The 12,680-nt window shown below is 74.3% G+C and carries 10 protein-coding genes and 1 tRNA gene; 5 read left to right on the top strand and 6 right to left on the bottom strand.

Translation table 11 applies throughout. The annotated features are described in order from the left end of the window. Positions 1-151: 151 nt before the first annotated feature. The 5 genes from ACFRMQ_RS20045 to ACFRMQ_RS20025 all read left to right on the top strand — a co-directional run bounded on the left by ACFRMQ_RS20045 (position 152) and on the right by ACFRMQ_RS20025 (position 7,667). Positions 152-1,567, top strand: a complete 1,416-nt coding sequence (locus ACFRMQ_RS20045) for an amidase (RefSeq protein ID WP_380731831.1) — start codon at positions 152-154, stop codon at positions 1,565-1,567. A gap of 775 nt (positions 1,568-2,342) precedes the next feature. After that, entirely contained in the window at positions 2,343-3,398 is a 1,056-nt protein-coding gene (locus ACFRMQ_RS20040) for a cytochrome P450 (RefSeq protein WP_380731830.1), read from the top strand. Between the two features lie 38 nt (positions 3,399-3,436). Continuing rightward, entirely contained in the window at positions 3,437-4,600 is a 1,164-nt protein-coding gene (locus tag ACFRMQ_RS20035; RefSeq protein WP_380731829.1) for a cytochrome P450, read from the top strand. Further along, a complete protein-coding gene (locus ACFRMQ_RS20030; protein ID WP_380731828.1) occupies positions 4,601-5,839 on the top strand; it encodes an MFS transporter in 1,239 nt (412 codons plus the stop codon). After that, positions 5,832-7,667: a prolyl oligopeptidase family serine peptidase gene (locus ACFRMQ_RS20025; RefSeq protein WP_380731826.1), complete on the top strand. Its 1,836-nt coding sequence runs from the start codon at positions 5,832-5,834 to the stop codon at positions 7,665-7,667. Before ACFRMQ_RS20030 ends, ACFRMQ_RS20025 begins: the two co-directional genes overlap by 8 nt. Before the next feature lie 82 nt (positions 7,668-7,749). Here ACFRMQ_RS20025 and ACFRMQ_RS20020 read toward each other — a convergent pair whose 3' ends face one another. From ACFRMQ_RS20020 to ACFRMQ_RS19995, 6 genes are all read right to left on the bottom strand, one after another. Continuing rightward, a complete protein-coding gene (locus ACFRMQ_RS20020) occupies positions 7,750-8,424 on the bottom strand; it encodes a response regulator (RefSeq protein WP_380731825.1) in 675 nt (224 codons plus the stop codon). Then, entirely contained in the window at positions 8,421-9,641 is a 1,221-nt protein-coding gene (locus ACFRMQ_RS20015; RefSeq protein ID WP_380731824.1) for a sensor histidine kinase, read from the bottom strand. The genes ACFRMQ_RS20020 and ACFRMQ_RS20015 overlap by 4 nt, the downstream gene beginning before the upstream one ends. 164 nt (positions 9,642-9,805) lie before the next feature. Further along, a tRNA-Leu gene (locus tag ACFRMQ_RS20010) sits at positions 9,806-9,889 on the bottom strand. Between the two features lie 102 nt (positions 9,890-9,991). Further along, positions 9,992-10,609: a hypothetical protein gene (locus tag ACFRMQ_RS20005; RefSeq protein WP_380731822.1), complete on the bottom strand. Its 618-nt coding sequence runs from the start codon at positions 10,607-10,609 to the stop codon at positions 9,992-9,994. Then, complete coding sequence (locus tag ACFRMQ_RS20000) at positions 10,602-11,858, bottom strand: ABC transporter permease (RefSeq protein ID WP_380731821.1); 1,257 nt, start codon at positions 11,856-11,858, stop codon at positions 10,602-10,604. The genes ACFRMQ_RS20005 and ACFRMQ_RS20000 overlap by 8 nt, the downstream gene beginning before the upstream one ends. Beyond that, the gene (locus ACFRMQ_RS19995; RefSeq protein WP_380731820.1) at positions 11,855-12,610 is read right to left on the bottom strand and encodes an ATP-binding cassette domain-containing protein; all 756 of its coding nucleotides are present in this window, start codon (positions 12,608-12,610) and stop codon (positions 11,855-11,857) included. Before ACFRMQ_RS19995 ends, ACFRMQ_RS20000 begins: the two co-directional genes overlap by 4 nt. Between the last annotated feature and the right edge of the window lie 70 nt (positions 12,611-12,680).

Below are 12,680 nucleotides of genomic sequence, written 5' to 3'. Positions count from 1 at the left end.
GGGGGGGGGGTGGGGGGGGGGGGGGGGGGGGGGGCTTGGTGTCGGGCCCCGGGCGCGGTGGGGCCCCCGGGGGGCGCGGCCGGGGGGGGGGGTGGGGGGGTGGGGGGGGGTCCGTCCCCACCCCCAGCGCCCCCGACCGGAGGAGACCCCCATGCCCCTGTGGAGCAAGCCCGCCACCGAACTCGCCGCCGCCGTGCGGGCCGGCGAGGTGTCGGCGCTGGACGTGACGGACAGCCACCTGGACCGGATCGCCGAGGTCAACCCCGAGCTGAACGCCGTCACCCAGCTGCTCGCCGACCGCGCCCGCGAGGCCGCCCGGGACACCGACCGCCGCCGGGCCGCGGGCGAGCCGCTGGGCCCGCTCGCGGGCGTGCCGTTCACCGTGAAGGAGAGCACCCCGATCGCCGGCGTGCCCACCACCTTCGGCACCCCGCACTTCCGCGACCACGTCGCCGCCGCCGACGCCGTCCCGGTGGCCCGGCTGCGCGCGGCCGGGGCGATCCCGATCGGCCACAGCAACCTGCCGACCCTGGTCATCGCCGGGATGCACACCCGCAGCGAGCTGTACGGCGACACCCGCAACCCCTGGGACCCCCGCCGCACCCCGGGCGGCACCAGCGGCGGGGACGGCGTGGCCGTCGCCGCCGGCATGGCCCCGCTCGCGCTCGGCAACGACTCCGGCGGCTCGGTCCGCATCCCCGCCTCCTTCTGCGGGATCGCCGCCCTCAACCCGACCACCGGCCGGTTCCCCGCCGACCAGCGCGTGATCGGCCCGCACGACCCCGGCCCGGCCTCCCAGGTCCTGGTCACCGACGGCCCGTTGGCCCGTACGGTCGCCGACCTGCGGCTCGCCTACGAGACCCTGGCCGGCACCGACCCGCGCGACCCGCGCGCCGTGCCCGTCCCGCTGTACGGGGAGCCGCCGGAGGGCCCGATCAGGATCGCCGTCGTCGCCGACCCGGGCGGCCACGGCGTCCACCCCGCCGTCCGCCGCGCCATCGCCGAGGCCGCCGACGCGCTGAGCGACGCCGGGTACGACGTCCGGGAGGTCCCCGACGTCCCCCGGCTGGACGAGGCGCTGGAGACCTACCACCGCCTCCCCGTCACCGAGTTCGCGCCGCGCTGGCCCAGCGTCCGGCCGCTGCTGGGCGAGGGCGGCGACCGCTACATCGACTTCACGATGCGCGCCGCCCCGCCCGCCACCGACGCCCCCGGACTGATGGACCTGCTGAGCGTCCGGATGGGCGTCCGCCGCGCCTGGGCGGAGTTCCTGCACCGGTACCCGCTGCTGCTGGGCCCGGTGTTCGGCGAGCCGCCGGTCGAACCCCGCCTGGAGTCGCGGGACCAGGCGGGCCGCGACCGGGTCGCCCTGGCCATGCGGCTCTGCTCGGCGAGCACCCTCGCCGGTGTCCCGGCCGTCGCCGTCCCCACCGGCCTCGACCCGGACGGCCTGCCCACCGGCGTCCAGCTCGTCGGCCGGGCCTTCCGCGAGGACCTCTGCCTGGACGCCGCCCAGGCCGTCGAGGACCGCCTCGGCACCTTCACCCCGATCGACCCGAGGCCGTAACCGCCCCCCGGGGGACCTCCAAGCCCCCCTCCGTCCGGCGCCCCGGCCCACGGCGGTCCGGACGCCATGCCCGGCACCACCCTGCCGACCTGGGCAGGAATCGGGCCCCGCCGTTTTCGATCATTCTCGGCGGGGCCTCACGCCCATCCCCCGCGCCGACCAGATGCGGCTATCGGACTCATTAATTGGAACTCTCTCGTCCGAATGTGCGCACGGAACTCCCTCGTCCGAATGTGCGCGCCGAGTTCCGCCGCTGGGAACATCCCGCAAGCGGGCACCATGTGGTGAATTGCCCGACAGGAGGCATATCACCCCGTGACCTAGGTCACGTTTCGATGCCACCTTGTTGCGATATGATCAAATTTATCTATTGATCAAAGTTGCCGATACATCAACTAACCACCAATTCGGACACGCGCACCCCCCCTTGCCTGTGAACCCAAGCTGAATAGACTCGTCAACATCCGACGGGGGAGCCGCCGGACGGCCTCGATATCGGAAATGATCATCCGCCGATAAAGGGTGTCGCTCTACGGCAAGGGGGTGCCACGATGCGTTACGCGTACTGAGGTATATGAGTCGCCGGCCGGGGCCCCAGCGCCCCGGCCCGCGCATTACGGAAATCTGCCAGATCTCGCATCGCTCTCGCTCGGGACGGAATGTGCCTGATTACGATCCACTTGATACAGCCACGGTGACCGACCCGTATCCCGTATACGACAGGCTTCGCGAAAGCGCTCCGATATTCTGGAGCGAGCGCCTCGGCTCGTGGATCGTGACACGCTATTCCGACTGCCACCACGTGCTCAGCGACGTGGACGGCTTCGCCAGCGACTGGCGCCGGGCCGGACACGAGGCGCCGCCCACCGCGGCCCTGAGCATGCAGGAACTCGACCCCCCCGACCACACGCCGGTCCGCAGGCTGTTCACCACCGCATTCCGCGACCAGGACCTCGACGCGATCGGCGACCTCGCCGTCCACGACGCGACGGCCGCCTTCGAGCGGCTGGCCGACGCCCCGTCCTTCGACTTCACCGCCGAGGTCGCCCGCCCGGTCGCGCTCAACGCGGTCTGCCGCCTGCTGGGCGTCGAACCCCCGCCGGTGGCCGCCTTCGCCGAACAGTCCGACGCGCTCGTGCGCGGTATGGACGCGGGCCTGCTGCCCGAAGTGCTCGAACCCGCCATGGCGGCCCGCGCCCGGATCAACGAGCTCATGGTCGAGTGGTTCACGGCCACCCGCACGCCGGGACTCCTCACCCAGGTCCTCGACCGGGCCGGCACCGCGGGCATCACCGAGGACGCCGTGTGGAACAACGTCCGCGTGCTCTTCCTCGCCGGGTTCAGCACCACCGTCGGCGCGGCCGCCAACGCGGCCCTCGCCCTCATCGAGCACCCGGACGCGCTGAACGGGCTGCGCGACCCCGCCCTGTCGAACTCCGGCGTGGACGAACTCCTCCGCTACGACGGACCGGTCCAGGGCACCACCCGCGCCTGCGTCGAGACCACCAAGATCGAGGACGTCACCGTGCGGCGCGGCGACCTGGTACTGACCCTCTTCGGCAGCGCCAACCGCGACCCCGACCAGTTCGCCGCCCCGAACGAGCTGCTCCTCGACAGGCGCCCCAACCGGCACCTCTCCCTGGGCTGGGGCCCGCACGCCTGCTCGGGCGCGATCCTCGCCCGGACCGTCATCGGGGCACTCGTCCAGGGACTGCTGGCCGCCCCCGCGCGCCCCCGGCTCGCCGGCCCGCCCGTCCGGGTGCCGCGCGCCACCCTGCGCTACCCGGACCTGTTGCCCGTCACCTTCCGGACCGCCGAGACCGAGCGCTGAGACCCGCAGCCGAGACCGACCCGCCGAGAGCGAGAGCCATGACCACCGACGCCGCAGCCGAGTACCATCCGCTCGACCCGAAGACCCTGCTCGACCCCTACCCGGTGTACGCGGCCCTGCGGTCGATCGGCGCACCCGTCTGGAACCAGGCGCTCGACAGCTGGGTCCTCACCTCGTACCAGCACTGCCGCCAGGTGCTGCTGGACCACGAGAACTTCGCGGCCGACTGGCGACGAGCGGGCGAGACCGTCCCCGAGCCCGCCCTGGACGTCCACACCATCGACCCGCCCGACCACACCGCCATCTACGGCGTGCTCGCCGAATCGCTGCGCGACATGGCCTCGGACGGCCTCCGCGCCCGCACCCGGGCCCACATCGCGACGATGCTCGACGAGCTGCCGGCCGGCCCGTTCGACGCGATCAGCGAGCTCACCGAACCGCTGGCCCGCTGGTTCATCCCCGAGGCCATCGGCGTTCCTCCCTTCGACCTCACCACCGTCCGGCCGATGGCCGAGGCCATCACCCAGGCCATGGACTCCGGGCTCAACCCGGCGGCCCGGGAGCCGGGCGTCGCGGCGCAGCGCCAGCTGGCCGCCATGATCGAGGGCTGGGTGACCGACATGGACGCGGGCCACCCCATCCGCACCCTGGTCGACAACGCCATGGCGGCCGGTGTCCCGCGCCACATCGCGATGAACTCGCTGCGCACCCTCGTCGTCAACGGATTCACCGCCGTCCCGGCCTCCCTCGGCAACGCGCTGAACATCCTTTCCCGGGATGCCGGTCTCCTCGCCGAACAACTGGACAGCCCCGAGGCGATCGACCGGGCACCGCACGAAATCTTCCGCTACGAGGCGCCCATTCAGGGGACGACGCGACTCGCCGTCCGGGACGTCGAATTCAACGGCGTGCAGGTGCGGCGCGGCCAGGGAATGCTGATGCTCTTCGCCGCGGCCAATCGCGACCCCGAGCAATTCGACGACCCCGACACGGTCCGGCTCGACCGGTGGCCGAATCACCACCTCACCTTCGGCTACGGCGCCCACGCCTGCACCGGATCGCTGCTGGCGCACCTGCTGCTGCGGGAATTGCTGACGGTCCTCGTGGAACGCGGATCCGTTCTCAAGCCGGCCGGAGCCGCCGTCCACAAGAAGCTCGCCACCGTCCGCACGCTCGCCGAACTCCCCTTGGAAATCCAGTAAATGAGCAGTTATCGCACCGCACTCGCCGTACCGGAATTTCGGGCGATCTTCGCGGCGCATGTCGTCTCCATGGCGGGAGTGGTCACCGCCAATTTCGCACTGACCGTGCTCGTGTACTCCCGGACAGGCTCGGCGCTGCTGTCCTCCCTGGTCTTCACCCTGGTGCTGGCGCCGCACCTCATCGCGGGCACCCTGCTGTCCGCGCTCATCGACCGGTTCCCGCCCCGGCGTCTGCTGGTCAGCTGCAACCTGCTCTCCGCGACACTCGTCACCGCCATCTCGCTGTCCTCCAGCCTCCCGGTGGCGGCCGTGCTGGTCCTGGCCTTCACCCTGGGCCTGATCGAGCCGGTGTTCTCCGGAGCCCGCGCCGCGACCCTCCCGGACGTCCTCCCCGGCGACGCCTACGTGTCGGGGCGCAGCCTCATGCGACTGGTCGCCCAGGGCGCGCAGATGGGCGGGTTCGCCGTCGGCGGTCTGCTCATGGCGGCGTTCACGCCACGGGTCATGCTCCTCGTCAACGCGGGCTGCTTCCTGTTCTCGGCCGCCCTGCTCCGCTTCGGGACCAGGAAGCGCGTGCCCGACCGCGACTCCGGGGCCGCCCGCCCGACCTCGCTGCTGCGGGACTCCCTCAACGGCCTCGGCGCCGTGATGAAGGTGCCGGCCGTACGACGGATCCTGTTCCTCGGCTGGGCGGTCCCCGCCCTCGGGGTCGTTCCGGAAGCCCTGGCCGTGCCGTACACCGACGGTCTCGGTGGGGGCACGACCGCGGCGGGGCTGCTGCTCACCGCGATCCCGCTGGGCACCATGACCGGTGAGGTCCTCACCAACTGGCTGGTCCCGAAGGACCGGCAGATCCGCATGATCGGCCCGGCCGCGCTGCTGGTGTTCGCCCCCATGCTGCTGTTCGCGCTCCGACCGGGCCTGGTGCCCGCCATCGTCGTGCTGTTCGTGTGCGGCCTCGGGTTCAGCACCCAGCTCGGCCAGGACCGGCTGCTGCTCCAGGTCGTGCCCGACGAGCTGCGGGGCCGGACGCTCAGCCTCCAGATGGCCGGGCTCATGTTCTGGCAGGGCCTCGGCTTCGCCGCGGGCGGCGCCGTCGCCGAGCTGTTCGCCCCCCACGTCGTGATCTGCGCGGCGGCGGTCAGCGGACTGCTCGTCATCGTCCTGCTGCTGCGCGGAGCGCTCCTGCGCACCGAGCAGCCGGGTTCCCGAAGCGAGGAAGGACTCGTCAGTGGATGACGTGAACGTCGACCCGGTCGGCGACGACCGCTGGAAGGCGCGCATCCGGGTCGCTCACGTGACCGTGCCCCGCTGGGCGCGCGACGCGCCCGACCACTGCGTCTACCGGTCCAACGCCACCGGCACCTGGGAACTGTACGAGTGGGACCGGGCGAGCGACACCCGCCGCCGGCTCACCGACCGCCCCAACGGCACCGCCCTGGGGCACATCGACCCGACCGGATCCACGGTGTGGTGGTTCGCCGACACCGACGGCAACGAGTCCGGGATCTGGATGCGCCAGCCGTTCGGCGGGAACCACGACGAACCCGCCGTACCCGGCCTGCGCCCCTCCTACCGGGCGGGCCTCGCCCTCGGCGGGGACGGCCTCGCCGTCATCGGCACCACCGTGACCGGCGAGACCTCCGTCCACGTCAGCCGGCCCGGCGCCGAGCCCCGCGTGCTCTACCGTCACCCCTCCGACGCCCATGTGGGGGCGCTGTCCGCCGACGAGACCCTCGTCGTGATCGGGCACAGCGAGCACGGCGACAGCAGGCACAAGGCCGTCCGCGTGCTCGACCTGGACGGCAACGTCGTCGCCGACCTGTGGGACGGCGAAGGCCGCGGACTCGGCGGGATCTGGGACGGCCCGGGCAAGGGCCTCGGCGGCATGGAGTTCTCCCCTGTCCCCGGCGACTCCCGGCTGCTCGTCGAGCACGAACGCCACGGCAGGCCCGAGCCGCTGATCTGGGACACCGCCACCGGCGAACAGCACGAGATCCGGCTCGACCTGCCCGGCGAGGTCAGCGCGGCCTGGTACCAGGACGGCACCGCGCTGCTGATCTGGCACGCCCACCACGCCCGCGACGAGCTCTACCGGCTGGAGCTGGACCGGGAGAACCCCGGAGACACCGAGCGGCTCACCCGCCTGGACACCCCGAAGGGCGTCATCCGGGGCGCCGGAACGCGCCCGGACGGCACCGTCGAGTTCGCCTGGTCCAGCGCCGCGCACCCGCCGGTCGTCCGGTCGACCTCCGGCGGCGTCGTCCTCGCCCCGCCCGGGCCGGCCGCCCCGCCGTCCGTCCCCGTCACCGACGCCTGGGTGGACGGACTCGGCGGCCGCGTCCACGCCCTGGTGTCCCGGCCGGAGGCCGCCGACGTACCGCTCCCGTGCGTCTTCGAGGTGCACGGCGGCCCGATCGGCTACGACGACGACGCCTTCGACCCCGTGATCGCCGCGTGGGTCGACCACGGCTTCGCCGTCGTCCAGGTGAACTACCGCGGCTCCACCGGCTACGGCTCCCGTTGGCGGGACGCCATCGAGGGCCGCCCCGGCCTCACCGAGCTGGAGGACATCGAGGCGGTCCGCGAGTGGGCCGTCACCAGTGGCCTCGCCGACCCCAAACGCCTCGTCCTGAGCGGCCGTTCGTGGGGCGGGTACCTCACCCTGCTCGGGCTCGGCATCCACCCGGGCAACTGGGCCGTCGGCATCAGCACCATGCCCGTCGCCGACTACTTCGCCGCGTACGAGGACGAGATGGAGGCCCTGCGGGCGTACGACCGCTCGCTGTTCGGGGGGTCCCCGGAGGAAGTGCCCGACCGGTACCGGGCGTCCTCCCCGCTCACCTACGCGGACCGGGTCGAGGCGCCGGTCCTGGTGATCGCGGGGGAGAACGACCCCCGCTGTCCCATCCGGCAGATCGACAACTACGTCGACCGCCTCACCGAGCTGGGCAAGCCGCACGAGGTGTACCGGTACGACGCAGGACACGGCTCACTCGTCGCTGACGAGCGGATCCGGCAGATCGGAGCGACGATCGCGTTCGCCCGCACCCATCTGCCCGCCTGACGGCGGCGAAGCGTGGGACCCGCCGAGACCAGCGGGGCCCACGCTTCGCCGTGGTCCCGGCCGCCGGCGCTACGCCCCACCGCTACGCCCCCGGCAGCCCCGGTACCACCAGCCCGCTCTCGTACGCGATCACCACCGCGTGGGTGCGGTTCTGCGCGCCCAGCTTGGCCAGCACGTTCCCCACGTGGGTCTTGACCGTCTCCAGGCTCACCGCGAGCGACTGGGCGATCTCCGGGTTGGACAGCCCGGTCGCCATCAGCCGCAGCACCCCCTCCTCCCGCCCGGTCAGCCCCGCCCGGGGCAGCGCCTCGGCCGAGTCCAGCGGCCGGGCCGCGACCATCCGGCGCAGCGCGGCAGGGAACAGCACCGCCTCCCCGGCCGCCACCACCCGCACCGCCTCGGCGATCTGCGGGACGGGCAGCCGCTTGAGCACGAAGCCGCTGGCGCCGGCGCTGAGCGCGGCGGTGACGTAGCCGTCGTTCTCGAAGGTGGTGATCACCACGACCCGGGGCGGGTCGTCGTGCTCCCGCAGCAGTTCGCGGGTCGCCTCGATGCCGTTGCGGCGCGGCATCCGCACGTCCATCAGCACGACGTCCGGCCGCAGGATCCGGGCCTGGGTGACCGCCTCGATCCCGTCGGCGGCCCGGCCGACCACCTCGATCCCCTGCTGGGCGCCCAGCAGGGTGCCGAGGCCGCTGCGGGTGATGGGGTCGTCGTCGGCGATCAGGAGCGTGACGTCGCCGCCGGGGCCGCTCACGCCGACCACCGCACCGGCAGCCGGACGGCCAGCCGCCACCGTCCCTCGCCGTCCGGGCCGGCCTCGAACTCGCCGTGCAGCAGCCGCACCCGCTCGGCCAGTCCGGGCAGGCCGTGACCGGAGGTCGGGAAGCCGCTCGCCCCGGGCCCCGCCGCGCCGCCGCGCATCCCGTTCACCACGGCCAGCTCCAACTCCTCGGCCCCCGCCGCCACCCGCAGCTCGATCGGCCCGCCCGTGCCGTGCCGCAGCGCGTTGGTCAGGCCCTCCTGGACGATCCGGTACGCGGCCCTGGAGAGCGTGCCCTGCACCTGCGTCAGGTCACCGGAGGTCTGCGGCACCACGGCCGCGCCCGCGTGCCGCAGCCGGTCGATCAGCTCGGGCAGGTCGGCGAGGGTCCGCACCGGCGCGGCGCCGGCCTGCTCCTCGCGCAGTACGCCGAGCACGTAGTCGAGGTCCTCCAGCGCGGCCCGGGTCGACTCCTCGATGCTGCGCATGGCGGCCCGCGCCGCCGCCGGGTCGGCGGCCAGCACCTCGCCCGCGACGGCCGCCTGGATGGTGGCGGCGGTCAGCGTGTGCCCGATCGAGTCGTGCAACTCGTGGGCCAGCCGGTTGCGTTCGGCCAGCTGCCGCTCGCGCTCGGCGGCCATCGCGAGCCGCTCGGCCGGCGAGGGGCCGAGCAGCCGGGGCGCCAGCCACCGCAGCGCACCCGACACCGCCGCGAACAGCACCGCCGCGAGGGCCAGGCAGAGCGCCCCCAGCACCCAGCTCCAGACGCCCGTGACGTCCCGGGCCCAGCCGAAGAGGCTGATCCGGGCCGAGCCCTCCGCCGTCTGCCCCGGCACGGCCAGCCCCATCACCACGAGCGTGCTGCCGCCGATCAGCACCGTCCAGCCCAGCGCCACCTGTGCCAGCACGAACGCCGGCGTCCGCCACCGCTCCCCCGCGGCGCCCTTCACCGGGGCGGGCAGCGCGACGCCCAGCAGCCGCCGCGCCCCCGCCACCAGCACCCGCCGCACCAGGTGCGACAGACCGGCCGCCGCGAGCAGCACCGCCCACACCGGCAGCCCCAGCCAGGCCGCCTCCGGCCGACCGTCCAGCCCCAGCGTCAGTCCGAGCGCCACCATCGCCAGCGGAAGCGCCGCCAGCGCCCCGAGCACCGCGAAGAGCACACCCGTGTACGTCGACCTGCGAAACAGCGGCCGCAATCCCTTGATCATGTGCGCCAGTATTCACGGCGTCCCGGCGGCCGCCCTCCCCCGATCGGGGGAGCGTCTCCACCGGTTCGGACGTGCGGGAACGCGCCAGGCCCGGCCCTCGCGCCCGCTTCCCGGGACAACAGAACGGCCGGTCGATCCGAAGATCGACCGGCCGTCCCGGTTTGTGCGCGAGGGGGGAGTTGAACCCCCACGCCCTTTCGGGCACTGGAACCTGAATCCAGCGCGTCTGCCTATTCCGCCACCCGCGCATCTGGGTGATGAGGAAAAGCTTAGACCATCCGGAGGGGTGCTCGTGACCACCCCCTCGCCCGCCTCCGTTCGACCCCCGTTCGGGGCCCGGCCCTCCGCGCTCACCGGCGGCGGGTCAGCGCCCGGAGCCGCCACGGCGTCAGCCACCAGGCCGCCGCGCCCACCGCGAGCGAGCCGGCCGCCAGCGCCCAGCAGGCCCGGTCCCCCGGGGCCGCCCACGGCCAGTTCCACCAGTACACCGCGCCGGACGTGTCCCAGCCCAGGTAGGACAGCGGGAAGATCGACGCCATCGGCAGCACCCAGGCCTGCTGGCGCCCCAGCGCCCTGCCGGAGAGCACCGCGAGCCCCCACCAGATCAGCACGGCCCGCCCGACGGCCGCGGCGCCCGACGGGCCGACGACGACCAGCTCCGCGCCGCCCGCCAGGCCCACCGCCACGGCCCCGCAGGCCAGCAGCTGCACCCCCTCGGCCCGCCGCACCCGGGGGCCGCCCGCCGCCTCCCAGCCGCCCATGCCGCTGTGCAGCGATCCCACCGCCAGTGCCGCCCAGGCGGCGGCCAGCACCATCCGGAGCTGGAGCGTGCTGTCACCGGACGCTCCGGGGAGCGACATCGCGAGCGAGCCGAACCACAGCTGGAGAGCCGCCAGGCCCGCCGCGGCGAGCGCCGCCCGGCCGGCCCGGCGGGGGCGCGCGAACAGCGTCAGGACGTGCTCAGCCACAGCCGCCGCCGCGCGGCAGCCGCTGGTCCACCCAGGCGAGCTGCGCGTCCTCCGGCTGGTCGACCAGCCGTCCGATCGCCTCCTGGTCGACGCCGGGCGGCCCGCCGTGGACGCTCGCCGGGACGCCGTGGCCGGCGATCCGGGCGGTCAGCCAGGCGATCAGCTCCCACTGCTCGGCGCCCGCCCGTCGGCACTTCATCGGGATCGTCTCCTCGGCGGTCCGCAGCGCCATCACGGTCGCCACCTCCCAGGTCTCCCCCTCCCGGAGGACGAAGCCGGTCCCGCGGTCGAGCGGCTGCCCGTCCACCCCTTCCTCCGTGAACTGCGCCGCCACCCGGAACCGCCCGCCGGGAAGCTGCGCCGCCCGCCCGGCCATCTCCCGCAGCTCGGGCAGGAAGCGCCGGCTCTCCGGCCACACGCAGATCTTCGGCGTCCCGTCGGTGCACAGCGGGCCGGCGGGTGCCGGCCGCTGGACGACGAGCGGTCCGGCGAGCGCCCACAGCACCAGCGACCCGGCCAGGGCCAGCACCCCGCCGGCCGTGCCGAACGACCGGACGCGCCGCCACTGCGGCCCGTACTCCTCGGCGCGCAGCTGCCGTCCGGCGATCACGGCCAGCCAGACCAGCGACAGCGCGGCCGCGGCCCGGACAAGCAGCGGCCAGGCCGCGACCGTCAGGCCGGGATTACCGGTCAGGACCGCGAGGCCGACGCCCCGCGACGTGCCCTGCGGCACGAACCCGATCAGCCCGAGGAACACCAGGCACCCCAGCGTGCACACCACCGGCACCGCGTACAGCGACCGGGCCCGACGCCCCGCCAGGTGCCCCAGCGCCGTGCAGGCGGTGATCAGCACCGCGCCCAGCAGGACGTAGCCGGGCCACCAGAAGCTCGGCCCGCCGTCCCGTGCGGTCACCACGACCGCCGCCAGCACGCCCACCGCGTAGGCGACCAGCCCGTACGTCAGCACCGCCGCCACCCGGACGGCCTCGATCCGCCACCACGGCCGGGCCGCGCCGAAGCCGACCTCCACCCCGGCACGCCGCTTGGCGGCCGCCGACCAGGCCGCCGCACCCGCCATCGCCGGGCCGAGGTAGAACGCCGGGATCTGCGCCGCGGCGCTGGCCTGCGACCACACCCCGATCCAGGACGTGCTGCGCCCGAACAGCGCCAGCAGCACCACCGCCACCAGCACCGGGAACACCCACCGCAGCGGCGAGCGGCGCAGTTCCGCCCAGTAGGCCCCGCTCATCGGCGCACCGCCTGCCGGCCGTCGAGGACCCGCATGTAGCCGCGCTCCAGCGGGCTGTCACCCGGGTCGCCGGGGCGGGCCGACGCGGCCAGCTCCTCGGGTGTGCCCTGGAAGACGATGCGGCCGTCGTTCATCACCGCGACCCGGTCGCACACCGCCGCGACGTCCTCCACCAGGTGGGTGCTGAGCACCGCGCCCGTGCCGCTCAGCGAGCGGACCAGGGCCCGGAACTCCAGCCGCTGCGCCGGGTCCAGGCCCACCGTGGGCTCGTCCAGCAGCACCACCGCGGGGTCGCCGACCAGCGCGGCGGCGATCCCGGCCCGGCGGAGCATCCCGCCGGACAGCGACTTCATCCGGGTCCGCGCCCGCGAGCCGAGCCCGACCGCCTCGACGGCCTTCCGGCTCGCCTCGACGGCCCGCGCGTCGGGCACCTCGCGCAACCAGGCGCAGTAGCGGACGAACTCCTCCACCGTGTAGCCGGGGAAGTACCCGAAGTCCTGGGGCAGGAAGCCGATCCGCCGCCGTGCCACCCGGGCCGACTTCTCCGAGTCGACCGGTCTCCCGCACACCTCCAGCGTCCCGCCGAGCGGCGGCGCGACCGTGGCGAGCGTCCGCAGCAGGGTGCTCTTCCCCGCCCCGTTCGGGCCGAGCAGCCCCAGCACGCCCTCACCGACCGTCAGGTCCAGCCCGTCGATCACCCGCCGCCCCCGGTACCCCTGCACCAGGCCGGACACCCGCACCCTCGGCTCCACGTCGCGCCTTTCCCACCGGGCCGTGGGGGGGGGGGGCGCCCCCGGGCGCCCCGCCGCGCGGCCCCGGCGA

This window comes from Kitasatospora sp. NPDC056783 (assembly GCF_042789895.1).
In the GTDB taxonomy this organism is placed as follows: Bacteria; Actinomycetota; Actinomycetes; order Streptomycetales; family Streptomycetaceae; genus Kitasatospora.
Note: the sequence above shows the minus strand (reverse complement) of the source record. Positions and strands in the feature narration are given on the sequence as shown.